This window comes from Mojavia sp. (assembly GCF_059505145.1).
The window spans coordinates 1-23,488 of record NZ_JCACKA010000068.1 but is presented as its reverse complement, the minus strand read 5'-3'; the positions used below and the strand labels follow the sequence as shown (position 1 = coordinate 23,488).

Annotated in this window: 20 protein-coding genes and 1 pseudogene; 11 read left to right on the top strand and 10 right to left on the bottom strand. The window is 41.9% G+C overall.

Annotation, left to right across the window (positions count from 1 at the left end):
* Positions 1 to 13: 13 nt before the first annotated feature.
* Both AC5JL8_RS16160 and AC5JL8_RS16155 read right to left on the bottom strand, forming a co-directional pair.
* Entirely contained in the window at positions 14 to 901 is an 888-nt protein-coding gene (locus tag AC5JL8_RS16160) for an ABC transporter permease (protein WP_495880712.1), read from the bottom strand.
* Between the two features lie 96 nt (positions 902 to 997).
* On the bottom strand, positions 998 to 2,017 hold the full coding sequence (locus tag AC5JL8_RS16155) for an ABC transporter ATP-binding protein (RefSeq protein WP_495880711.1): 1,020 nt from the start codon (positions 2,015 to 2,017) through the stop codon (positions 998 to 1,000).
* 352 nt (positions 2,018 to 2,369) lie between these two features.
* Between AC5JL8_RS16155 and AC5JL8_RS16150 the strand changes: the two genes are divergently transcribed.
* The 6 genes and pseudogenes from AC5JL8_RS16150 to AC5JL8_RS16125 form a co-directional block, all read left to right on the top strand.
* Entirely contained in the window at positions 2,370 to 2,585 is a 216-nt protein-coding gene (locus tag AC5JL8_RS16150) for a hypothetical protein (protein ID WP_495880710.1), read from the top strand.
* 123 nt (positions 2,586 to 2,708) lie between these two features.
* The gene (gene psbV / locus AC5JL8_RS16145) at positions 2,709 to 3,200 is read left to right on the top strand and encodes a photosystem II cytochrome c-550 (RefSeq protein ID WP_495880709.1); all 492 of its coding nucleotides are present in this window, start codon (positions 2,709 to 2,711) and stop codon (positions 3,198 to 3,200) included.
* Between the two features lie 273 nt (positions 3,201 to 3,473).
* Positions 3,474 to 3,971: a photosystem II cytochrome PsbV2 gene (gene psbV2 / locus AC5JL8_RS16140; protein ID WP_495880708.1), complete on the top strand. Its 498-nt coding sequence runs from the start codon at positions 3,474 to 3,476 to the stop codon at positions 3,969 to 3,971.
* 224 nt (positions 3,972 to 4,195) lie between these two features.
* Positions 4,196 to 4,612, top strand: a complete 417-nt coding sequence (gene petE, locus AC5JL8_RS16135; protein ID WP_495880707.1) for a plastocyanin — start codon at positions 4,196 to 4,198, stop codon at positions 4,610 to 4,612.
* A gap of 108 nt (positions 4,613 to 4,720) precedes the next feature.
* Complete coding sequence (locus AC5JL8_RS16130) at positions 4,721 to 4,858, top strand: hypothetical protein (protein WP_495880706.1); 138 nt, start codon at positions 4,721 to 4,723, stop codon at positions 4,856 to 4,858.
* 180 nt (positions 4,859 to 5,038) lie between these two features.
* Positions 5,039 to 5,281, top strand: a pseudogene (locus AC5JL8_RS16125) (hypothetical protein); the annotation flags it as partial.
* A 68-nt stretch (positions 5,282 to 5,349) separates the two neighbouring features.
* Here the strand turns inward: AC5JL8_RS16125 and AC5JL8_RS16120 are convergent.
* Complete coding sequence (locus AC5JL8_RS16120; protein WP_495880705.1) at positions 5,350 to 6,951, bottom strand: peptide ligase PGM1-related protein; 1,602 nt, start codon at positions 6,949 to 6,951, stop codon at positions 5,350 to 5,352.
* 587 nt (positions 6,952 to 7,538) lie between these two features.
* On the opposite strand from AC5JL8_RS16120, the gene AC5JL8_RS16115 reads away from it, so the two are divergent.
* Entirely contained in the window at positions 7,539 to 8,396 is an 858-nt protein-coding gene (locus tag AC5JL8_RS16115) for an SDR family oxidoreductase (protein ID WP_495880704.1), read from the top strand.
* Between the two features lie 200 nt (positions 8,397 to 8,596).
* Positions 8,597 to 8,854 carry a hypothetical protein gene (locus AC5JL8_RS16110; RefSeq protein ID WP_495880703.1) on the top strand — a complete coding sequence of 86 codons (258 nt, stop codon included), beginning with the start codon at positions 8,597 to 8,599 and terminating at the stop codon, positions 8,852 to 8,854.
* 284 nt (positions 8,855 to 9,138) lie between these two features.
* Here the strand turns inward: AC5JL8_RS16110 and mgtE are convergent, their stop codons facing one another.
* The 4 genes from mgtE to AC5JL8_RS16090 all read right to left on the bottom strand — a co-directional run bounded on the left by mgtE (position 9,139) and on the right by AC5JL8_RS16090 (position 14,213).
* Positions 9,139 to 10,497: a magnesium transporter gene (mgtE, locus tag AC5JL8_RS16105; RefSeq protein WP_495880792.1), complete on the bottom strand. Its 1,359-nt coding sequence runs from the start codon at positions 10,495 to 10,497 to the stop codon at positions 9,139 to 9,141.
* Between the two features lie 364 nt (positions 10,498 to 10,861).
* Complete coding sequence (locus tag AC5JL8_RS16100) at positions 10,862 to 12,409, bottom strand: mercuric reductase (protein WP_495880702.1); 1,548 nt, start codon at positions 12,407 to 12,409, stop codon at positions 10,862 to 10,864.
* A gap of 146 nt (positions 12,410 to 12,555) precedes the next feature.
* The gene (locus AC5JL8_RS16095) at positions 12,556 to 13,302 is read right to left on the bottom strand and encodes a TVP38/TMEM64 family protein (protein WP_495880701.1); all 747 of its coding nucleotides are present in this window, start codon (positions 13,300 to 13,302) and stop codon (positions 12,556 to 12,558) included.
* 170 nt (positions 13,303 to 13,472) lie between these two features.
* The gene (locus AC5JL8_RS16090) at positions 13,473 to 14,213 is read right to left on the bottom strand and encodes a TIGR04283 family arsenosugar biosynthesis glycosyltransferase (protein WP_495880700.1); all 741 of its coding nucleotides are present in this window, start codon (positions 14,211 to 14,213) and stop codon (positions 13,473 to 13,475) included.
* A 153-nt stretch (positions 14,214 to 14,366) separates the two neighbouring features.
* Between AC5JL8_RS16090 and nrtS the strand changes: the two genes are divergently transcribed.
* Complete coding sequence (gene nrtS / locus AC5JL8_RS16085) at positions 14,367 to 14,480, top strand: nitrate/nitrite transporter NrtS (protein WP_495880699.1); 114 nt, start codon at positions 14,367 to 14,369, stop codon at positions 14,478 to 14,480.
* A gap of 60 nt (positions 14,481 to 14,540) precedes the next feature.
* On the opposite strand, the gene AC5JL8_RS16080 is transcribed toward nrtS, so the two are convergent.
* The gene (locus AC5JL8_RS16080) at positions 14,541 to 19,094 is read right to left on the bottom strand and encodes a malectin domain-containing carbohydrate-binding protein (RefSeq protein ID WP_495880698.1); all 4,554 of its coding nucleotides are present in this window, start codon (positions 19,092 to 19,094) and stop codon (positions 14,541 to 14,543) included.
* A gap of 1,251 nt (positions 19,095 to 20,345) precedes the next feature.
* On the opposite strand from AC5JL8_RS16080, the gene AC5JL8_RS16075 reads away from it, so the two are divergent.
* Together AC5JL8_RS16075 and AC5JL8_RS16070 are read left to right on the top strand one after the other, a co-directional pair.
* Complete coding sequence (locus AC5JL8_RS16075) at positions 20,346 to 21,581, top strand: LL-diaminopimelate aminotransferase (RefSeq protein ID WP_495880697.1); 1,236 nt, start codon at positions 20,346 to 20,348, stop codon at positions 21,579 to 21,581.
* A gap of 124 nt (positions 21,582 to 21,705) precedes the next feature.
* A complete protein-coding gene (locus tag AC5JL8_RS16070) occupies positions 21,706 to 22,431 on the top strand; it encodes a Uma2 family endonuclease (RefSeq protein ID WP_495880696.1) in 726 nt (241 codons plus the stop codon).
* A gap of 103 nt (positions 22,432 to 22,534) precedes the next feature.
* Here the strand turns inward: AC5JL8_RS16070 and AC5JL8_RS16065 are convergent, their stop codons facing one another.
* The gene (locus AC5JL8_RS16065; protein ID WP_495880695.1) at positions 22,535 to 22,666 is read right to left on the bottom strand and encodes a hypothetical protein; all 132 of its coding nucleotides are present in this window, start codon (positions 22,664 to 22,666) and stop codon (positions 22,535 to 22,537) included.
* 93 nt (positions 22,667 to 22,759) lie between these two features.
* Positions 22,760 to 23,068 carry a threonine dehydratase gene (locus tag AC5JL8_RS16060; RefSeq protein ID WP_495880694.1) on the bottom strand — a complete coding sequence of 103 codons (309 nt, stop codon included), beginning with the start codon at positions 23,066 to 23,068 and terminating at the stop codon, positions 22,760 to 22,762.
* Positions 23,069 to 23,488 lie beyond the last annotated feature (420 nt).

Below are 23,488 nucleotides of genomic sequence, written 5' to 3'. Positions count from 1 at the left end.
TCATGCTTATATCTTAAGCAAGAGTTCGTCTAAGTTGGGGTTGAATACTTAACAAAGCTACTAAAGCAAAGCCAAATAACACCAGCAATGCTTCGCCAAAGGTAACAGTACCCCAAGGAGCCTGCATCACTACACTAGCTAGTTCCCAATGGCTGTGGAGATAGAGATAGCGGATTGGTTCAATAGCGTAGCTAAGAGGGTTCAAGGTGGCTACAACTTGCAACCACTTCGGCATAAAGGATAAAGGTGCTAGGGCGGTGCTGGCAAACAGCAATGGCAGGTTAGTAACAAAAATTACTGCAATCAGTTCTATGTGTCCAGGTAAGGCAAAAGCCAAGCCCAGAGAAATAGCTGTCACGCCTAAAGCTAAAAGCAAGACAATTAAGGCGATCGCAGCCAAACCAGTTACATCTGGCAGCCCTGCGCCTAAAAATGCTGCTGCTGCGACAATTACGGCTGCTTGCAACAAACTTTGGCTGATGATGAAAATAGCTGAAGCAAAGACAATGGAAAACCGCGATGCTAAAGGCGCTACCAGTAACCGATTTAAAAACCCAAACTCGCGGTCAAACATTACAGGCAACCCAGCATTTAATGCTCCTGCAAAAGCTGTAAAAACAATCACGCCAGCAGCCAAAAACTGACCGTAATTTGTCGTACTGCCAAATATTCCTTTAGGAGCATTTTGGAACAAAGCACCAAACAGCACCAGCCACATCACCGGCTGGATAATTCCCGCCACCAATGTTGAAGGGCGGCGCTGTAACTGAATAAACAAGCGACGAGTTAAAGCTAACGTCTCTTGTACTAATTCACCAAAGAAATTAGGAGCAGCATCAGCGTTAACTTGTGGCAGTCTTGCTGGCTGCCAATTTATATCAGATTTAGGAGTAACACTCATAATGATTGGGGATTGGGGATTGGGGATTGGGGATTGGGGATTGGGGATTGGGGATTGGGGACTGTAATTATTCCTATGCCCCACTCGCTATGCCCCTTATCGCATATTCTGCTTTTTCTCAGCTTTAGGATCGCGATTGGCAACTGCTGCTAGTTCTGCGTCCATCAAGGTTTTACCCGTAGCGGCGAGGTAGACATCATCCAGGCTGGGGCGAGATTGGGCAATACCAAAAATGGGCAAGTCAGCAGCATTCAAGGCTTGTTGGATGATAATCAGCGCATCATTCTGCGGTGTCACTACCAAGTTGAGCGAATTACCTTGGGCGTTGTTAATAATTACTTCTTGCACCAAAGGTAAAGCTTGCAGAAGGTGTTTAGCTTTTTCTGCTTCTTCAATAGGGGAAAACTCACGGATTCGCAAAGTAATGCGATCGCCCCCTACTTGATCCTTCAATTGTGAAGGTGTCCCGGCGGCAATGACAACGCCGCGATCAATAATTGCCACGCGATCGGCCAGTGCGTCAATCTCTTCTAAATAATGGCTGGTAATTACTACTGTGGTTCCAGAGGCGCGTAATTTTCGTAAGAACTCCCACACCACAAAGCGGCTTTCGATATCAAGCCCAACCGTTGGCTCATCCAATACCAAAACATCGGGTGCATGGAGTAATCCAGCAGCCAGATCGAGACGCTTGCGTAAACCGCCAGAGTAGGTTCCTGTCTTTTTATCGGCGTATTCTTGCAAACCCAGTAAATCCAGCACCGTCTCAATCCGCTGTTTACCCACTGCGCTTGGGAGGTGATAAAGCGCCGCTTGCAATTGTAGTAGTTCTCGTCCAGTCAGCACCTTATCTAAAGCAACTTCCTGCGCCACATAACCTAACCGTTGTCTTGCCACTCTGGGCTTATCTAACACCGAGATCCCAGATACTTCGATTTTGCCAGCATCCGGTGTGGTGAGAGTACACAAGGCACGTAGAGTAGTAGTTTTACCTGCACCGTTGGGGCCGAGTAAACCAAAAATTTCTCCTGGTTCTACCTCAAAGGAGACATCTTTGACAGCTTCAACCGTGCCGTAGCGCTTTTGTAGATTTTGAATTAAAACAGCGGGAGCCATGACAGCTAATTCCCAACGATACAAATCTCAACAAAGTCTATCTATATTGTAGTTGAGTAGTGTTAGGTGAAGCGATCGCGTGGATACAACTCCTTTATTAGCAGAAGATAATTTGAAAATGCAGCTACGCCTTTTTTAACCGCTACTTTATTCAAAGCGTCACATTTACTGGGGAAAAGGTTAACAGTTATTTTACTAATCTCCTTGTCCCCTTTGTCCCCTTGCCTGCCTACTTACTCATTGCCACGATCCCCGTCAGAAGTACAGCCGTATTTTAGGCGACAAATTGCACTCTTAACGTGATATTGGTATTACAGCGGCTCAATCTCTATCTATTCAGTTAACAAGCATTATGGGTTTTACAGACCTATCGAGCGCAGAGATAGCAGCAGACTACAGTATTCCTGTGGGCAAAGTGTTTTCTCTGTACAACCAACTCTTAATTGCCTATAAACACCAAAAAACCCATTTGGCTTTAGAGGATGCAACGGCAATTATTTTTCACATATTTTCTGAAATATACCCAAAAGGTACTAGCGACTCGGTAAGTGATACCGCAGTCACCTAAAGGGCTATATCGGGCTGTTACTCATGGCTCATGGCAAAGACAATTAGCCATTAGCAATTAGTACTGTGGAGATTGAGCATCGCTAACTAGCTGTGTTGAGTGTCAAAATCTTTAAGGGGAAACATGTTTAGAAGAATAATTGGCGTTGTTGTAGCTACTGTGATGCTGACGTTTCAGTTGATTGTTGGTAGCGCGACCGCGGTAGAACTGGATGCAGCGACCCGAACAGTACCATTAAATGATCAGGGCGATACAGTTGTACTCAGTTTAAAACAAGTTAAAGAAGGTAAACGTTTATTTCAATACGCTTGTGCCCAATGCCATGTTGGTGGTGTTACTAAGACTAACCAAAACGTGGGACTTGAACCAGAAGCACTCGCACTGGCAACACCAAACCGTAACAATATTGAAGGATTGGTGGACTACATGAAGAATCCTACTACCTATGACGGGGAAGAGGAAATTTCCGAATTACATCCCAGCACCAAGAGTGCAGATATTTTCACAGAAATGAGAAATCTGACAGACGACGACTTGAAAGCGATCGCTGGTCATATTCTTCTGCAACCCAAAGTTGTTGGCAACAAGTGGGGAGGTGGCAAAATTTATTACTAAAGCCACGAATTAGTGCTGAGTGCTGAGTGCTGAGTGCTGAGGAGCCACTGACGGGTACGCAGGGGTCTCCTCAAGTAGAGCAAGTGGCGTTGCTGAGTGCTGAGGAGCCACTGCGTTGCAGGGCTATCGTGTTGTAACAACTGGCACTACCTAGCAAAGAAACTGGAGATTTTTGAATACCCAATTTCTAACGCTCTTCCTTAAAAGCTCAGAACTTAGAACTCGGAACTCAGTACTTTCGGCGATCGTTCACAATACAATCACTGGCTGCTGATGCTATATACATTCTTTACTCGTTCGCTGTTCTTAGTTTTTGTAGCTGTCTTAGTGGTCTATAACAGCACTAGCTTACCCGCCCAAGCTGCCAATATTGATCCTTACATAGCCAGATATTTACATATCACTGAGCCAATTGCTCTCGATATGGATGGGCAAGGTAATATCCGTCTGTTTTCACCGTCAGAGCTATCTATTGGCAAACAACTTTTTGAAAATAATTGCATTAATTGTCACGTTGGCGGTGCAACTTTGCCAGATCCTCAAGTATCTCTGTCTCTAAAAACACTGGCAGGTGCTAAACCTCCACGCGATCGCATTAATGCTCTCGTGGCTTTCATGCGGCAACCCATGACCTATGACGGTAGTCAAGAAACTTATTGGTGCCGTCAGTTGTCCCCCAATTTTCTCTCGCAACAGCAGGTAGAAAGTTTAGCTGCTTTCGTTCTCACCGCAGCACAAAAGGCTCCTGGTTGGGGCACCGAAAACTTTTGAAAAGTTAAAGAACCTTCTTAAAAGAAAAATAATATTTTTTCTTTTACCTTTTAGTTTATACTTACACTTTTTACTTTTATCCTATAGCTGATTGCATAAACTTCTGCTATTGATTTCTGGTAATTCTAAAAAAAAAATTCTATCTACGACAGTTTGTCATATTTAGCGTTGATTTTATTTAAAATAAGAAAAGGAAAATAAAAACTATTTGTTAGGAGAAAGCCATGAAATTGATTGCGGCAAGCTGGCGTCGCTTTAGCTTAACTGTCTTGACAATTCTTTTAGTTGTTAGCAGCTTCGCTGTTTTTACTCCCAGTGCATCGGCTGATACATATCAGGTGAAACTAGGTAGTGATAAAGGACTACTAGCATTTGAACCCAAAAAGTTAACGGTTAAACCAGGTGACACAATTGAATGGGTAAACAACAAAGTTCCTCCCCATAACATTGTGTTTGATGCTGCTCTCAATCCTGCTAAGAGTGCTGATTTAGCTAAATCTCTGTCTCATAAGCAGTTGTTGATGAGTCCTGGTCAAACCCAAAAAACTACAATTCCCGCAGATGCGCCTGCTGGTGAATACACCTTCTACTGCGAACCCCACCGTGGCGCTGGCATGGTTGGCAAAATCACTGTCGAATAGTTAGAAACAGCATTTTTGACTTTAGATGATTTTCCTTGCTACTGAGTAAAAATCGCACATAGCAACACGCCATACCCCTGTAGTGGTTCACACTAGGGAGCAACGGCGGTGACGATTCCTATCCCTGCCTTAAATTCTGATCGCCACGTGGTAACGGAAGGGATGAACTCGTCACCGCTGATTTTACTTAACTTTGCCTACATCGAAAACTTTGCCGTTGTGAGTGATGACGGCATAGAGTTTTGATTTTCAAAAAATCGGCGGCCTATCCCTTGAAAGCATGGGATGAATTAACTTCCAACCTAGTACCGCAAGGCGGAATTCAAAATTTGCTCATTCAAAATGTATACAGCGTAAGCGTTTCCTTAATTTGGAATGGGTGGTTTATTTACGCCGCAGTGTACTAGTTTTTAGATACTCAAAGAAAAACTCCATAAGGGCAAAACGGTAGTTATTCCGCCTAAACGCAACCGTATTGTTTCTCGTGAGTATGACAAAGACTTATATAAAGCACGACATCTGATTGAGAATTTCTTTGCCCAACTCAAGCAATATCGAGCGATTGCCTTTGGCACTGCGCTTCGCGCAATCGCAACACGTTATGATCAGCGGGCAAGGAACTTTCTGGGCGCAATTTATCTTGCTGCTGCCGTTATCTGGCTTAATTGATGACACGCCCTAGAACGCACCTTCTCTTCTAGATTAAGTTTGCACTTTAATTTGATTCACGTTCGCTATTAGCTGTATCCATCCCAAGTCATAGGGAAGGCGTAATCTGAGAAGCCAGAGAAATTATTATTGTTGCTGCGGGTTTCTTCATCAAGAACTTTGACAACCTTGTTATACATATCTTCTGCCTGTTGCAGGGAATCACCAATACTGGTTAATCCCAACTTACCAAACTGAGAAAGACAACCCATCAAATGAAATACCGTACCTGTCTCAGTGCAGCTATCAAAGTGCAATCTGTGGTGGGCGATAATATCCATTAAATCGTTGGGTAACAATCCCTGATAGCGGTTTTTTTGCAGGTTGTCAGTGGCAATGTAGTATTTTGGACGACCTTGTTGACTATAAAATAACCCGGTAGAAAGGTCATAGCGACCGTTAGTTAATAATTTCAGGGTCATGAAAGGATGAGTAGTACCGCCTTTACGGAGGTTAATTTCGATCGCCTGAATATCCCACTGTCCATTACCTTGGTCAACGGTGATAAAATCTACGCCAAATCGCTCTAATGCACCTTTTTCGGCAAGTTTTCTGCCAACTTTTAATCCTAATTGTTGCAATTGCAACCGATAGCTTTCATCAGCAGGAAATTTACAACCGAGATAAATCTGACCGTCTGGCCCTCCCAGAATTTGGTCATGAGTTGAGAGGATTTCTACTTCGCCACTGGGTGTAATGCGTCCTTGCACACTAGGCGATCGCTTAATTTCTCCTTCCACAAATGCTTCAACAATCCCACCTAATTCAGGAATGCGTCCCGAAAAATTCGCCCAAGTCTCTTTTGATGCTTGAAAGCTCATAGTTGCGAAGCGATCGCTAATTGCTGCTGTCCGTTGGGCATGAGAAGCTTGCCCTGGTGCTACATTCATAATCGGTCTTAAATCCAGCAGTGCATTTCCCTCACCCGAAATTCCTTCGTTGAGTTTCACTACGATTCTTTTTAATGTCGGCTGGCGTTCCCACAATTCACTTGCAGCTTCTGCCAAATCTTTCGGATTCCAAACTCTTGGACTGCCATCTGGATGAGGTACACCACTTTCAGCAAAGATTTGCCGACTGCCACTTTTTGTCCCCAAAATCTGCAAATCTGGTGCGGCTGCGTACAGTGGCACATCCAATTGTACAGACAATTCTGCTTCTAAAAAGGTTGAGTTGTAACATACCATAAACGATTTCTCTCGCCTCAAGGCTTGGCGAATCCGCTCTAGTAAACGAGGGCGTTCTAAAACTTTTTGGCTGAGGGGTTTGAGAGAAGAATCATAAGTAGAAAGTAGCAGCAACCGATTGCGGGCATGGGAAAAAGGAATTCCTGGTAGCAGTTGCAGATAGTAATCAATAATACTAGGATGCAGAGGCATTGATGTCACATAAATTAGCCTAGTGCGGGGGTTCCGCAAGCGCATCAAAGAAAATAATAATCGTTCTTCATAATGTTCACAACCCTCGATTTTCCTGAGTTCGCGCTGATCGATACTCAGTGAGGGAATAACTAAAATATCCGCCTCGCTGTTGTCAAACAATTCGATAGTTTTCCAGCGATCGCGCAAACTTAATTGAAGACTACGAAACTGATCAACCTGCTCTAACTCAGAAATATTCACTTTTACCATAATACCTGCCCTGTCTTGATTTCAAGACCTTCTTACTACTATGGTACATCCGAGAGGAGCAACCAGACGGGCAGGATTTCAAACTGACACAGTTTCTAACCAAGGGTAGCTAGCCGATAGAGCTGGATGTAGAAATATACTTTTTGTTGCAATACTCTATAAGCCTATTTAGTTAATATTGTTGTACATCTTAAGGTTGAGCAAATTAGAAATACTTTTACATCTAAAGAGCGATAAACTCTTCCAAATTAACAGTTAACTTGAAAGCAGATGTATGAGAGCAATCCTACATCGTTAGAGAGTTGTGTACTTATTTTTCGTGGTCAGATTAAGAGCGTGTATTAGGTGTGAGGAGCAAGAGTTTTAGACGTGTGCATCTACAAGCCGTGATTACGTTTATTTAACATCTAGGGCAAATAGCATAAACTTGCAAATTGCAAGAAAGAGCTAAAGCACAAAGTAATCCTTGGGTTGAATTGTCGATCCAAGGTTTACTTTTGGGAATCAGTTATCAGAAGATTTACTGTTAACTCATTTCCAAATATTCCCCAAGCTAAAATTGCTAGTCAATTTACAGGAAAAGCCTTATGCCAGAAGAGCAAACTTTACAACCACCACAGCAGCAAAATCCACCCGGTTCTGAATCTGAAATGAACCCAAAACCCAAAGCAGAAGATGACAAATATCAGGGTAGCGGCAAGTTAAAAGATAAAGTTGCATTGATTACAGGTGCAGATAGTGGTATTGGTCGTGCTGTAGCGATCGCATTTGCTAAAGAAGGTGCAGATGTGGCGATTCTTTACTTAAATGAACACGAAGATGCCAAAGAAACAAAAAATTTAGTAGAAAAATACGGACGTCGTGCCGTAGCCATAGCAGGCGATATTGGTGATGAAACTTTTTGCCAACACGCTGTACAACAAACAGTAGATGAGTTTGGTAAACTCGATATTCTTGTTAACAACGCTGCTGAACAACATCCACAAAAAAATATCGAAGATATTAGCAAAGAGCAGCTAGAGCGCACGTTCCGCACTAATATTTTCTCGATGTTCTTCATGACCAAAGCGGCGATCAAACACTTGCAAGAAGGCAGTGCGATCATTAATACCACATCGGTAACCGCTTATAAAGGCAGCGCCCAACTACTTGATTACTCCTCTACAAAAGGTGCAATTGTTGCCTTTACTCGGTCTTTATCACAAAATTTGGTCGAAAAGGGAATTCGCGTAAATGCTGTAGCGCCAGGGCCGATTTGGACACCTTTAATACCCTCTACTTTTCCTGAAGAAAAAGTTGCTAACTTTGGTAAGCAAGTTCCAATGCAACGAGCTGGACAACCCGAAGAAGTTGCCCCTAGTTACGTGTTTTTAGCTTCTGACGATTCTTCCTATTTCTCTGGTCAAGTGTTACATCCAAATGGTGCAGAAGTAGTTAATGGCTAGTTTTCCCAAGATGAAAAAGGGTAACTAACAAATTGCACCCTTCTCAATAACCATAGGGTGGGTACTGCCCACCCTATAAATTATGGAATATGGAAATCTTGAGAATTTACCTTTATTCGTCCTCCATAAGGGGGATAAGCAAATACTAAATAGTTGATAATATATCTAGAAATAACACTTAATAATTAACAAATACGCCTATGCCATCCACAACACCATTACACGGTACAGAGCTAGTAGATTGTGCTAGAGCAAATGCCAAACAAGGAATTGAAACTGCTGCTTACCAATGTGGTTATGGTGATGATCTCAATAGATTTGCACGAGAATTAAGACAAGCTTGTGAAGAAATGAATCTACAAGTTAAGGAACTTACGGAATTGATTACCGATCAGGATCTGATTCTAGAATTAGGTACAGGCGAAATTGTTGCCCCAGATACAGCTACCGAACTGTAAAAATTTTGAACTATACTTTTTTGGTAATAGGTAAACAGTGATGAAGTTGATAACTGTCTGTTACCTACTTATCAGCAATACAGATACATATCTGATTTATCAAAAATTACAAGTTTTTAGGGTGCGTTACACTGCATTAACGCACCTAATTTTAATTCTTAGGGAGCAAACATTTATCAATAAGTACAGCAGTTAGACCTCTGATCGCACCCCAATCACTTTAATTAAATTTAAATGTTTACTTTACAAATAATCCACTGCCAGTACTGAATATAAACAGGGTATTACAACTTTAAAATAACCCGCGCCAGATTGAAGTAAATTAAGACGCCAAGTACATCAACTGCTGTGGTAATGAATGGCGCTGACATCAATGCTGGATCTAAACGAAGTAAGCGGAATAAAAACGGCAGTGCCGAACCAGAAATAGAGGCTAAAACAGAAATAGCTACTAGACTAATTCCTACTGCGATCGCCACCTCTATTTGTCCTTGCAGAAAGAATGCCCAAATAGTGGCGATTGTTCCTAACATTGTTCCCAGTAATGCACCAGCGATCGCCTCACGTCCAATCACTTGCAATGGCCCCAACGCATCTATTTCTTCAGTATTCATCCCACGAATCACTACAGTAGAAGACTGTGCCCCCACATTACCGCCAGTACCAGTAAGTAAGGGAATAAACGCCGTTAGCGTTACTACTTTTGCTAAAAGGTCTTCTTGTGACTTAATAATTGTGCCTGTGAAGGTATTTGTTACAAGTAAGATTAACAACCATACAACACGTTTGCGAGCAACTTCCAGTAAATTCATCTGAAAATAGTTATCGCCTCCTGACTGTACACCACCCAAGGCGTAGATATCTTCAGTCGTTTCCTGTTGCAAAATATCAATAATATCATCTACAGTGATAATACCCACAAGACGCTGTTCTCGATCCACTACAGGCACAGCTAGAAAGTCATATCTTTGAATTAATCTTGCAACTTCTTCCTGGTCTGTATCAGTGTAGACAAATACTACGTCACGGGTCATGATTTCACCCATGAGTTGTTCAGGTTGAGATGTGACTAACTGCCGTAGTGACACAATCCCTGTTAACTGCCTTGCCCCATCAGTGACGTAAAGGTAATAAATCATTTCACTGGCATTAGCTAGGCGGCGAATCCGCTCCAGAGCTTGAGATACCGTAAAATTTTCTTTCAGCGAGATTAACTCTGGCGTCATGATTCGCCCAGCAGTATCAGCTTCATAACCCAATAGCTGGGCTGTGGCTTGGCGTTCTGTTGGACTAAGTTGTTCTAATAGGCGATTAACAACTTTTGCCGGTAGTTCATCAAATAACCTAGCTCGGTCATCCGGGGACATTTTATCTACAATGTCGCGGACATCCTGACTTCTGAGTTCCTCAATTAGCCGTTCTTGAACACTGTAGTCGAGATATTCATAAACCTCGATCGCTTCATGCTTAGAAAGTAAGCGAAAAGCCAACCCATGCATTGCTTCTGGCAATCCTTCAATGGCCTCGGCAATATCCGCAGGCTGTACAGGTACCAGAATAGCTTTAGCTCCACGTAGATCCTCTTCTTCCAGCAGCATTTGCAGCTGAGTTCGCACTAAATCTCGCAATTCTCTACGGGACATATCCTGGAAAATAGAGGTTAAATTATTCTTCTCTGTCACAAATTCCACCTTCCTCAGCCAGTTTGAACAAGGTTGCTGCCCTTAGTCTAGGGGAAAGTGGGAATCTAAAACGTCAAGTTTGTAATTTTTCCTACTTTAGAAATGCTTTTTTCGGCTTAAGGCAAGGTCGCTGTAGGGATTATAAGGAAGTTCCAAATAAAAAAATATCCTATCGCTTTGATGGCGGGGAGCAGGGGGAGGGAAAGTCGTGTTGAGTCCAGAAATTGGGATAATTTATTTTTTGGAGTTCCCTAATTAGTAATTCGTAATTAAAGGTACAGAGCAAGTGACTTGAGTGATGGAGACAAATAAATTTTTTCCTTGGTCAAGAAAATTTTGTCAGAAATCCTAACAGCCGTTTAGTATTCTCAGTCAGGAGTGTGCGCCGATAAGCATCTGCTGCCTTCTTAACAGCTTCAGCCTGAGTCGGATAAGGATGAATCACACTGCTTAACTTGCTCAAACCGAGTTTACCTACAATTGCCGTGGTCACTTCCGAAATCATCTCACCTGCATGACTGGCGACAATCGTTGCACCGAGAATCTCATCAGATCCTTTTTTATGGTGGATTTTGAGAAATCCTGATTCTTCACTATCGGCGATCGCTCGGTCTACACTACTAAAAGGAATGATAATTGTATCCACATCAATACCTTTCTCTTTAGCTTCTTGTTCATACATCCCCACATGGGCAATTTCCGGGTCAGTATAAGTTACCCACGGCATAACTAAACTACTAAGTTTGGAACGCCCCAAGCCAAAGGGAGAAAACAGCGTATTTTTAATTACAATCCGTGCTGCTGCATCAGCTGCATGGGTAAACTTCCAATCCATGCAGATATCACCAGCTGCATAAATTTTGGGATTCGTCGTTTGGAGATAATCATTCACCTTTACACCTTGGTGCTTGTCGTACTCCACCCCGACAGCTTCTAAATTCAAACCTTCTACATTGGGGGCGCGTCCTGTACCGACTAAAATCTCATCTACAGTTACAGAATCTCGGTGACCATTAACAGAAAAATAAAGCCGCTTCCCCTCGGTGACAGTTACCACCTCTTCTACCTTAGAATTTAATACTAAGCGAATTCCTTCTTTAATTAATACTTTTTGAAGAATTTCGGCAGCATCAGCATCTTCTTTATTAAGAATATGTGCGCTGCGATGGAAAAGCACCACCTCACAACCCAAGCGTCGAAAAGCCTGAGCTAACTCACAACCAATAGGGCCACCACCAATTACCGCTAAACGTTCCGGTCGTTGGATTAAGGAAAAAACCGACTCATTGGTCAAAAAACCAGCCTTTTCAATTCCGGGAATCGCCGGACGTGCGGCTCTAGCGCCAGTTGCAATTACTGCTTTTTTAAAACGCAGGGTTTTATCACCCACTTCCACAGTATTTTTACTTGCAAACCGACCGCTACCTAAAAAGATATCAACTCCCAACTTTTGAAAGCGTTCAGCTGAATCATGAGGGCTGATACCAGCTCTTATCCGGCGCATCCTGGCCATGACTGTGGAAAAATCAACATCAATATGTTTGGGAATGTTAATTCCTAAATCTTTACCATCCCATAGTTCGCCCACCACACGAGCAGAGCGGATAATAGTTTTAGATGGAACGCAACCCACATTTAAGCAATCTCCACCCATGAGATGCTTTTCAATCAACGCCACTTTTAAACCCAAATCCAGACCCGCCGCCCCCGCCGCCACCACTAACCCTGCTGTTCCCGCGCCAATTACCACCAAATCGTAAATATTAGCAGGTTCTGGATTAACCCAATCCGGTGGATGAACGTAGGACACCAAAGTTTGGTTATACTCATCCATTGGGCGGACTGTGACTCTCTCGAATTCTGAGTTAGACATTGGTGATACCTCATTTGATGGGGGTTGGAATGATTTTCCCAGTACCTAGTACCTAATCCCTTAATGTACAAGGATTACAGCCTCAGAAATGTTTGTCGGTTGGATAATTAACAGATATTTTTCTAGCTTTATTGAGTTTTAAATTTTTAATTGTTGATTACTTCCTGTTCTAAAGCTTTTCGCGCTATACGAGTGATATAAATAGTCACAGTGATCGTACCAATAAAACCAATAATCCGAATTGCCCATTGCACAGTAGGGTTGGTAGGTTGCGCCTCAGTTCCAATCCTGGCCAGATTACCTGCCAGAGAACCAATATAAACATACATGATTGTTCCAGGAATCATGCCCACAGAGCCAATAAAGTAGTCTTTGAGTGAAACTCCTGTGATGCCAAAGGCGTAATTCAATAAATTAAACGGAAATATCGGGGAAAGTCGCGTTAACAGAATGATTTTTAATCCAGCTTTACCGACAGCTTGGTCAATAGCAGCAAATTTATTGTTACCTGCGATTTTATCAGCAACCCAGCCTCTTGCTAAATAACGTCCGATCAGAAAAGCAGCAGTAGCGCCTATAGTTGCACCAATGAACACATAAAGAGAACCCCAAACTACACCAAAGACAACGCCAGAGCCTAAAGTGAGAATCGAGCCTGGTAAAAAAGCGACAGTGGCAACAATATAAAGTGCAATAAAAGCTATAGCTCCTACAGAACCAAGGCTATCAATCCATTGCAAAGCATCTCGTAAAATGGCTTGGATATTAAAAGCAGTTGCACTAGCAGATTCTTGCGCTAAAACAGGGTGCGTGTCTAATATGAAAGTAGTGCCAAGTACCAGAAATATTAACACGCACAGTCTCAAAAAAATAATTTTAGTTATTTGAATCATGACTAAATTTGACTGTTGCCACACTTTATTTAAAAGCTTTCTGAGCAATTTTTGTTACATTCTGAATAAGAGTTAATCAGGGACAAATCTGATTCAAGCGTCTTGAATTTTCAGTTTGTTTACCGTCTTGCTATCTTCAACCAAAATATTCTACTTTCCTGAGAATTAGCTTAAATGCCCTTAAATTTTTCCTGGCGATACCAGCTACGAATTCGCTTAGGTGAAACACCAAGTAAATAAGCAATAATTACTATTTGATTAATTAGGGTAGTTTGAATAATTCCTTTTTGTAACCAACGACGGGCTGAGGTGACAACTGGAACTGCAATAATCGCAATTTTACCGATGCGTTTTAAACGGCGTATGAGTTCAAAGTCTTCCATAATAGGCAATTCTGGAAAGCCTCCAATTTGCTGAAAAACTTCTTTAGTTAAAAAAATTGCTTGATCGCCATAGGGCATTTGCAAAAAATGCGATCGCCAATTCACTCCCCATTCTACCCACCGCATACCCCAAGGTGATGCATCAATCCGCAACTTAAACGCACCGGCAACTGTTCTTGGTTGCTGTAGTGCTGTGCGAATCATCGCATCAAAGCCAGACGGTAAACGTGTATCTGCATGAAGAAACAGCAAAATTTCACCACTAGCAGCCACAGCACCTGCATTCATTTGCACCGCACGACCAGGAGATGACAAGATAACTTTTACGCCCAGTGATTGCGCTATTTCTACAGTGTCATCTTTGGAGCCACCATCTACCACAATTACTTCTATATTCCTACTAGGTTGGGTAGTTGCGTTGGCAAAGCCCGCCTCTTGCAGAGAAGACATCGCTATTTTGATATTTACTGCTTCATTCAGAGTTGGAATAATGATAGAGATGCTTGCAGTGCTAAGATTTTGACCCATGATTACTCATACTGAATATTTTTACAGCCAAAATAAAACAGTTTACTTCCTGATAGATAATCACTTAAATATGTAAAGATGAAAACTTTGAAAGAATTCTGCTTGTGTCTGGTTGATAAAAGAATGATGTCGACAGCCCTCAAAGTGGCTTAGGTGGTTGGTTCTGCTTTATTTGTCATCAATCATGGAGCAGCGCTTGCCAAAGGTCAAATGAAGCGCGATCGCCAAAGGCACTGCGCTCTGTGCGATACGAAAACAGGGGCATAAGATTCTTATGCCCCCATTCTATAATCAATCTAGAACAGCTAGATTGCAGACTTTATCTCATCAAACGAAGTAGGCTGTTCCAGTTAATGGCAAGAATGCGTCTGCCATTACTGACTGCTTACCATTACTGTTAACAACCAAATCTAAGAGTCCGTTAGCATTGGGGTCAATGAGCTGTTTGCCGACAAAGTTTGGCACAGTTCCAATGATTCTTTGGTCAGAAACTGAGGTAATAGATGCAAATTGTCCACCAATGGAAACCTGAGTATTTCCTAAATTCCCAAAGTTCTTACCGCCAATGACGAATGTATTACCGCCTACTGCTGGCGCTCTCCAAGGGAATAAATCGTAGACAGTAGGATCTAGCGCCGAAGGATCATTAGGAAGCGCAACCGTAATTGAGTTATCAGTTAAATCAACGCCGACAATCGCGCCTCCAGGCCCATGCTTGATATCTAAACCATCTGCAACACCAGTCAGGTTTGTAGTTTGTTGCACCTGAGTGCCATCTGCTGAGAGTTTAATGTTATAGAATTTGCCATTCCATTGCTGGGCAATTAAATTACCTCGCATTTGGTTTTGGAATGTTGTAGCACGGTACTCATCAAGCCCATTGGTCGAAGGAGTGAAAGTTGTCAGTGGGGCTGTGTATACGCCTGGAATACTGGGGTCACTTAGCCCATAAAAAGTATTCTGGCGATTGTCAGTGCGTCCACGATTTCGATTGGGATGACCATAGTATTCACCTGCTTTGATCAGATTGAGTTCATCTGGAGCAGAACCGACAGTGGTTGGTTTTTGAGTTGTAGCCGAGGTAGAGATGTCTCCAAATGTTGCGTTATAACCATTTTCTGTGGCATAAAGTAATCCTTGTGTGGTGTAAACTGCACCAAAAGCATTACGAAGTCCACTAGCGTAGACGGACACATCTACACCAGGTTTTACATTCACTATATCCCCAAAGACCTGACTATCTGCCGGATTAAAAGTTAATCCACTTGGAATCTCATAACCAGGTGGTAGAGGATTTGGTAGTTCGTACTTAATCTGCCCATTGAAGTTAGATTTGGAAATTTCAGCTTTGAGGATAGCAGCCGAGAAAGGAGACTCTGGAATACCACCTATATTGTCATTGGTAATACCTGCATTAGTATTGCCACCAACATTAATGTATAAATCACCTTTGTTATCAAACGTTAAAGCATTAATGCCATGGTCATGGTTTGAAACCGGTAGCCCTGTAATTAAAGATTTCCGTTGTGAGAAATCAGCTCCTTCGAGTATTGAAATTTCACCACTATAAGGAGAAAGTTCAGTTTTGGGAAAGCCTGTACCACCATTGGCATATAGCTTACTATGAGCAACATAGATACTTGGGGAACCAGAGGTGTCGTAAGGGTTAAAAGCGATCCCTAATATTTGCTTATTATCTAGGTTCTTGATAGTGGTGATTGTCTGGGTAGCAGTAACGTTGTAGTTTTGATCAAAAGTGTATGCTTTGATTTCACCACTGTAAGTGCCCACATAAAACCTACCATCTGGGCCCCAAGCTCCGACCGTAGGAGAACTAACTGAAGCTACTGTTTTCTTGTTAAAGCTGACAGCAACGATATCATTGTCGATGATGTCAACAGCAAGATTTGGAACAGTAAGATTTTTGTAGTTGCTATCTGTAGTAGTGATCGTGTGAGTAATGTTGGCTGTTTGGGCACCTTCTGCCACATTATCGTTCACTGCACTGATAGTGACTGTTTGAGCAACATTCCAGTTAGCAGGGGTGAAGGTCAAACTAGTCTTGTTGGCGCTGATCTGATTGCCAGGTACAAGATTAATCGTCACATCCGCTGTGGGTTGGCTATTGAGAACTAAGGAATAACTATCGCTAGCGCCTCCTTCTGTAATCTCAGTTTTGCCTCCTGTTTGTTGCAAAACTACTTGCGGCCCGGTCAATGCGATGACTTCAATACCTGCGATACTTGCGTTGTCAACACTGGCTGCGAAATCAATGTTGAGGATGCCATCAGTCACAGTCTGAGTTGGGGCAGATAAAACCAGAGCAGAGTTGTTACCTGTGAAGAAGGCATTTTTGGATTTGGCAAAAATGTCTATGTCATCAAAAACTTTCTGACCTTCTAAAGAGACATCAAAAATCCTCTTATTAAAGTCAGTCCAGTAAATTTCTGCAAAGTGTAGATTTACAGCATAGTTGCCGTTCGCTACTGGAATCTGATAAGCCAAGTTTTTGCCATAACGCTCAGTTTGATACACAGCGTCGTCTTCACTCTTGCCGATTGGAGCAGCAGTAGAATAGGTATTGCTTGTTCCTACAAAATACTTATCTGCTTCCCAAACTTGGCCTTTAGTGTCGGTATAAGATTTAGTTGCGCCTGTATCGATCCGAATGGCTTTGCCTGTGGCTGGAGAACCATCGTTGTCAATAACAGTAACAGCAACGTTGGGAATAGTAAGAGTTTTGTAATTGTTATCTGTAGTGGTAATGGTGTGACTAATATTTACTGTTTGAGTTCCCTCTACTAAGCTATCGTCAACAGCTTTAACAGTAACAGTTTGGGCTATATTCCAGTTATCAGGTGTGAAGATTAGGCTGGGTTTATCTAGTGTAATTTGATTACCAGCTGCTAGGTTAATCGTTACATTGCTTGTAGGTTTGGTATTAAGAACTAACGAGTAAGTATCACCAGTAGCCGCTCCTTCGGTAACCACAGTATTACCCGCAGTTTCTTGCAAAATTACCTTTGGGCCAGTCGCACTCACAGGGATGATTTCAATAGCCGAGACTTTAGCATTGTCTTTACTGGCCAAGAAATCCAAATTCAGTGTGCCATCTTTGACGTTGACATTGAAGGACTTGTCCAGAGCGATGTTTTTACCGCCAGCTTGGGCAAGAATATCTAAGTCATCGATGACTAGCTGATTTTCTGCACTGACATCAAAGATGCGCTGGCCTGCGGCATTCCAGTAAATTTCTGCAAACTGGAGTTTGACTGTGTAGTCTCCATTCGCTACTGGAATTGCATAGGCTAGGTTACTCAGCCAACGCTCTGTTTGAAAAAGTGGGTCTGCGGTAGTAGCAGCGATCGCTGCTGTCGTACCATTAAGATTGCCACCAATGAAATATTGATCTGCGCTCCAAACTTGACCTAAGCTATCGGTGTACGCTCCACCTCCAGCATTAATCCGAATTGCGCTGGGTGTGGGTGCAGGAGTAACGTTAGCAGGGATGATTTCAATAGCCGAGACTTTAGCATTGTCTTTACTGGCCAAGAAATCCAAATTCAGTGTGCCATCTTTGACGTTGACATTGAAGGACTTGTCCAGAGCGATGTTTTTACCGCCAGCTTGGGCAAGAATATCTAAGTCATCGATGACTAGCTGATTTTCTGCACTGACATCAAAGATGCGCTGGCCTGCGGCATTCCAGTAAATTTCTGCAAACTGGAGTTTGACTGTGTAGTCTCCATTCGCTACTGGAATTGCATAGGCTAGGTTACTCAGCCAACGCTCTGTTTGAAAAAGTGGGTCTGCGGTAGTAGCAGCGATCGCTGCTGTCGTACCATTAAGATTGCCACCAACGAAATATTGATCTGCGCTCCAAACTTGACCTAAGCTATCGGTATACGCTCCACCTCCAGCATTGATCCGAATTGCGTTGGGTTTGGGTGGAGTATTACCTGAATCAGGTAGAGGTGCGGGTGCAGCGTTAGGTTGATAATCTAAGATCTGCACGACAGATGGTAAGCTTGTCGTTCCATCAGCGGCTTTAGTTACCGCAACGATATGGTTCAATCCTCCATCCGTTTGAGAACGTGTGAGGGTTATCGGAATATCGACAAAACCTCCTGTCCCAATCGTGGCAGACTTTTCACTAACAGCGATCGCTGAGTTGGCTTCAAAAGGATCTAGATCAAAACCACCGCCGTTATTTTTAAATAAGCCAGCCTCCATCACTAGTAAGCTAACTGAAGTCCCTGGAGTACCGCTGACTTTAACTGTTTGGTTGGCATTTGAAACAGTTGTGGGTGCAGTTGAGGCTAGACCCAAAACCTGAATTGTTGGTTGGGTAGGTGCATTTGCTTGGATAACAACCTGTGAGCCATCTAAACTATTGGGAATTCTATAAGTCTTTCCTGTGTAACTCGTACTATCAGAGAAATCGACTGTAAGTGTTGTACCTATTAGTTCGAGCCCAGAAACACTTCCTGACTCATTTGGCCCGGGAGCAGGTAAACCTTTGATACTGGTTGGGTCAACATCTACAGAAAAAGTGAATGTTTTACCTGGATCAAAGCTGTTAAAAGTGATTTCTACGGCATCAAAGCCACCGTCACGAGCTTTGAGGAACTTGAAAGCAGCAAATCCTGTTCCGCCTTCACTATCTACTGTAAAGTTCTTTGCTACAAGGTCACCAGCAGTTCCCGAAGGATCAAAGACTAAATCTGGAAGAATACTAGAGCTTAGGTCAATAACTACTTTGTTTATTTTTTCTTGAGATGTGGAATTATTAACAATCTTAAAAGAGCCGGAATTATAGGTACTGGCATTGATGCTATTAGCATTTGCATCATCGATGAAAAAAGAAGCTTTAGCAACCATGATGTTCTACCTACGAGTAATTGCTTACTCAATCTCACGTAAAATACATGCTTGGCACAAGGCTTTATATAAAATTCTGATGTTTTTTGTTTAAAAAATATATTAATTTTTTTGGGATTTTATATTAATCAAATACATATGAAAATTACATGAAGTTGTATAAATATTTTATGTAGTTTTTATTAACGCACCATAAGCAGTTAATTAATTTATAGTAAAGTTATATATGGTAAAATACTAGCAGTACATAATTTTTAACAAATTGGTTTGGAATTTTTGTAACAGCGCAAGTTTATATAAAATTATAACGAGAATTTGCATTTGCCTTGGAAGCGATCGCTACTTTCCGCTCTGCAAAATCAGCTTTTGTTATTTAATTAACCGGTTGCTATAAACGTAAAGAACCTTGTAAATACCGAATTATATAAGTTAAATATTTTTTTGTCTAGTAGATAAGTCTTTAATACGTATCTACCTATAGTTGTAATTTATATAATAACCTTCAATATAATTACGTTGGCTGCGGGCATCTTTGCCCATATACATAATCAGAGCTACAAGCAGTATATTTGCGTATATTAGCAACGGAGTCTAATATACTTGCTTAATGATGATTTTTACCAATTTAGCGCTAAAATTACCTTATAAGACCGAAATTCAGAAAAAATAATTAGTTAAGGCAGGGTAAGCCCAAGTATGGTGAATCACTTTGCCTACTCCTTTAAGTATAAATCGGTAATTGGTAACATAAGAAGATGGAATTAGCGATTACCGATTAGTTATTAGCTAGATCAACGGATAATATAAATCTTCGAGCAGGCATTATATTATATGATGAGATTATGCAAACATGATATTATCTGATTTTTCGACACTGTAAAGCTTTTTATTACTCAAAAGCCGAAAAGCATTGAGACAAATTATAAAATTGTTACAAAATTGTCTGGACGCAGATTTGTGCTTAAATGCACATTTAAGCCGCATATTTTAAACTTTGAAAAAAAAACGTTAATATTTCTTGCCTGCTCCTCTATTTCCCTATTGCCTAAATGTGTAAAAGAAGTGTGTAACAGCTTATTACTTGTGTAATTTCTGACTTGAGCTTTTCATATCAACGTTCAGCAATGGCTTATTTATCATGCAAATCTGCAATGCCAAATTTTTGGACAAGATAGCATCAGCACGGCTAAAGATGCTATAGCACAGATCAATTAGCAGTAAGCTGTTTTAGGGCGTCTTTCACAGACTAGTATGGCAACGATTAACGATAACTACCTCAAGCTAAAAGCAGGTTACCTATTTCCGGAAATTGCTCGCCGGGTTAATGCCTTTGCACAAGCAAATCCTGATGCTAAGATTATCCGCTTGGGCATTGGCGATGTGACCGAACCTTTACCAGAAGCTTGCCGCACGGCAATGATTAAAGCAGTTGAAGAAATGGGCGATCGCGCCACCTTCAAAGGCTATGGCCCAGAGCAAGGCTATGCTTGGTTACGGGAAAAAATAGCTACCCAAGATTTCCAAGCGCGGGGGGCTGAGGTAGATGCTTCAGAAATCTTTATCTCCGACGGTTCTAAGTGCGATACAGGCAATATTCTGGAAATTTTTGGCAAAAACAATATCATCGCCGTTACTGACCCTGTTTATCCCGTGTATGTGGATACTAATGTCATGGCGGGAAACACTGGAAATCCTAACGATAAAGGCGAGTTTGAAGGTTTAGTATACTTACCGATTACGGCTGAGAACAACTTCACCGCAGAAATTCCCTCACAGAAAGTCGATTTAATTTATCTGTGCTTTCCCAATAACCCCACAGGTGCAACTGCTAGTAGCGAACATCTCAAGGCATGGGTGGACTATGCTAGAGCGAATAACTCAATCATCTTCTTTGATGCCGCTTACGAAGCCTACATCACCGATCCCGATATTCCTCACTCGATCTACGAAATTGAAGGTGCAAGAGAAGTAGCGATCGAGTTTCGCTCGTTCTCCAAAAATGCAGGTTTTACAGGAACCCGTTGTGCGTTAACTGTTGTACCTAAGACATTAACAGCAAAAGCCGCCGATGGTTCCGATGTAGAACTATGGAAACTGTGGAATCGCCGCCAATCCACCAAGTTTAATGGTGTGTCCTACATCGTACAACGGGGTGCTGAGGCAGTCTACTCTCAAGAAGGGCAGGCACAAATCAAAACACTCGTTAGCTTTTATCTAGAAAATGCCCAAATTATTCGTGAGCAACTCACAGCCGCAGGATTGGCTGTTTACGGTGGCGTAAATGCGCCTTACGTCTGGGTAAAAACACCTCATGGACTTTCGAGTTGGGAATTTTTTGATAAATTGCTGCATACCGTCAATGTGGTAGGAACTCCTGGTTCTGGTTTTGGTGCTGCTGGTGAAGGTTACTTCCGCATTTCTGCGTTTAACAGTCGAGAGAATGTAGAAGAGGCTATGAAACGGATTACCGAGAAGTTTAAAGTGTAAACCGAGCGTTCTCAATCGCTTTTGTTAAACTCAATCTATCATCAGTCTTAAAGGTTGCGGTGGGCACCTTACCCACCCGCCCTGATAGATAATTATCTAAACTTAGCTTACTTATATTGTGGTTATGACTGCTGCCATCCCCGTTTTTAAACCTGTTAGCCAGATGCAGCTGGCACCTGGTAGCACTGTTACCATTCCAGATGTTAGCTGGGAAGAATTTGAGTCTATTTTGCAAGAACTGGGAGAAAAACGAGCTGCACGAATTGCCTACAGCCAGGGTGCTTTAGAAATTATGGTTCCCTTACCTGAACATGAAATTGCCAAAGATTTAATTTCTGATGTTGTCAAAATCTTGCTAAAAGCTAAGGGTATCAGATATCAACCTTTTGGTTCCACCATCTTTAAACGGCAAGGTATCGCAGGTGTAGAACCTGATGCTTGCTTTTATATTGAGAATTATCAACGGATGATTGGTCATCGTCGTTTACAACCTGATGATCCGTCACCAGATTTAGCGATTGAGACGGATGTTACATCTAAAACGACTCTTGATGCTTATGAAGCGATCGCAGTCCCAGAACTATGGATTTATGATAGTGGCAGGCTTTCGATTTATTTGCTGAGAGAGGGGAAATATATAAAATCTGACATTAGTTCTATTTTTGAAGATATAGCGATTACTCAGATTATCCCTGCTATTGTAAAACGTAGTTGGGAAGTAGGAAGCTTTCAGGCTTTAGAAGAATTTACCCAACAAGAGTTGAACTATCTTTCATGTTTTCCACAACCAGAAGTAATTGCAGAAAGTTTGGTTACAGCGGCTAACAAAATTGTGGAAAATATTAAGTAATAAATTGTACTTGTATACTTTAGCATTCACTTCTGTTGTTGCTTTTTAAAAAAGCGATCGCCCCAGAAATTGCCCATGCAATTGAAATTTGCTAAATATCTTTTCAAACTGCCATCAGTTCTTCGAGTCTAATACCTTTATAAGCCTGTGGATAGAGGTATTTCTCTGTTACTGCATAGAAAGGTGAGGTGAACTCAGTCTCATCAAGATAGCGATCACGCGGAGTGTCCGACATAGGCGATCGCACCCACCGCTACAACTGTTCCACCCTCACCCTTATAAGCTCACACCCAGCCTCTACTAGTCAACTTCGTGCGTAAATCCTGAATTAGTTCTTTTTGATATCACGCGCCATGTTGAGGTAGTAGTCCATTTTGGCATTAGAACGGCGGCGGTTGGTGGTGGAAGTACTAGGAGCGGTATCCCGATCTGTTTCAATCTTTTGTTTTGTTTCAGCCCGCTTTATGGTTTGTGCCTCATCAGATTCCAAGAAATAACCAGATTCGGTTAATCCAAAGAGTTTGGCAAAAAAACCAAAGAAATTTCTGCCCGAATTAGCAAAATTTTTCCAGATAACAGAAATAAAACCTTCAAGACGAAGTAAGAAGTTCCGAATAATTTGAGTTAGACGATACATAGCAGCACCCTCTATGATTGCCTATTCTTATTGTGGTCTAATTCCATGATAGTTGGTTTACTTGCTTGGGGGATTGCGTAGTCATGCGCTCTCAGCAGTAAACAAGTTGTTGTTGAGTATCCACAACTATGAAACGTGGTTGCTGATTTTTAGTCATAGGGCGATCGCGTATTGCGTGATAATCTTTGTAATTAAAGATTCCAACTTATCAAACAGTTAACTCAGTTGTAATATTTAACTTCTCATAATCCATACAAAAGCTCTTTTACCTATCGCTCTTTTAAACGGCAAGCAGACTTTGCCCATTATTGAAGCTTACTTTGAGTTTAATCACCTCAAACAACTCTATCGTCAAGGTTGGCTTCGGGAGCATATCAACTTTGTAAGAACAAAAGAACTAACAGCACCTAAAGCTTGTCA

Excerpts from the sequence above, each read along its gene's own strand:
- AC5JL8_RS16160 (WP_495880712.1), bottom strand. The coding sequence starts at position 901 with ATGAGTGTTACTCCTAAATCTGATATAAATTGGCAGCCAGCAAGACTG.
- AC5JL8_RS16155 (WP_495880711.1), bottom strand. The coding sequence starts at position 2,017 with ATGGCTCCCGCTGTTTTAATTCAAAATCTACAAAAGCGCTACGGCACG.
- AC5JL8_RS16150 (WP_495880710.1), top strand. The coding sequence starts at position 2,370 with ATGGGTTTTACAGACCTATCGAGCGCAGAGATAGCAGCAGACTACAGT.
- psbV (WP_495880709.1), top strand. The coding sequence starts at position 2,709 with ATGTTTAGAAGAATAATTGGCGTTGTTGTAGCTACTGTGATGCTGACG.
- psbV2 (WP_495880708.1), top strand. The coding sequence starts at position 3,474 with ATGCTATATACATTCTTTACTCGTTCGCTGTTCTTAGTTTTTGTAGCT.
- petE (WP_495880707.1), top strand. The coding sequence starts at position 4,196 with ATGAAATTGATTGCGGCAAGCTGGCGTCGCTTTAGCTTAACTGTCTTG.
- AC5JL8_RS16120 (WP_495880705.1), bottom strand. The coding sequence starts at position 6,951 with ATGGTAAAAGTGAATATTTCTGAGTTAGAGCAGGTTGATCAGTTTCGT.
- AC5JL8_RS16115 (WP_495880704.1), top strand. The coding sequence starts at position 7,539 with ATGCCAGAAGAGCAAACTTTACAACCACCACAGCAGCAAAATCCACCC.
- AC5JL8_RS16110 (WP_495880703.1), top strand. The coding sequence starts at position 8,597 with ATGCCATCCACAACACCATTACACGGTACAGAGCTAGTAGATTGTGCT.
- mgtE (WP_495880792.1), bottom strand. The coding sequence starts at position 10,497 with ATGTCCCGTAGAGAATTGCGAGATTTAGTGCGAACTCAGCTGCAAATG.
- AC5JL8_RS16100 (WP_495880702.1), bottom strand. The coding sequence starts at position 12,409 with ATGTCTAACTCAGAATTCGAGAGAGTCACAGTCCGCCCAATGGATGAG.
- AC5JL8_RS16095 (WP_495880701.1), bottom strand. The coding sequence starts at position 13,302 with ATGATTCAAATAACTAAAATTATTTTTTTGAGACTGTGCGTGTTAATA.
- AC5JL8_RS16090 (WP_495880700.1), bottom strand. The coding sequence starts at position 14,213 with ATGGGTCAAAATCTTAGCACTGCAAGCATCTCTATCATTATTCCAACT.
- AC5JL8_RS16080 (WP_495880698.1), bottom strand. The coding sequence starts at position 19,094 with ATGGTTGCTAAAGCTTCTTTTTTCATCGATGATGCAAATGCTAATAGC.
- AC5JL8_RS16075 (WP_495880697.1), top strand. The coding sequence starts at position 20,346 with ATGGCAACGATTAACGATAACTACCTCAAGCTAAAAGCAGGTTACCTA.
- AC5JL8_RS16070 (WP_495880696.1), top strand. The coding sequence starts at position 21,706 with ATGACTGCTGCCATCCCCGTTTTTAAACCTGTTAGCCAGATGCAGCTG.
- AC5JL8_RS16065 (WP_495880695.1), bottom strand. The coding sequence starts at position 22,666 with ATGTCGGACACTCCGCGTGATCGCTATCTTGATGAGACTGAGTTCACC.
- AC5JL8_RS16060 (WP_495880694.1), bottom strand. The coding sequence starts at position 23,068 with ATGTATCGTCTAACTCAAATTATTCGGAACTTCTTACTTCGTCTTGAA.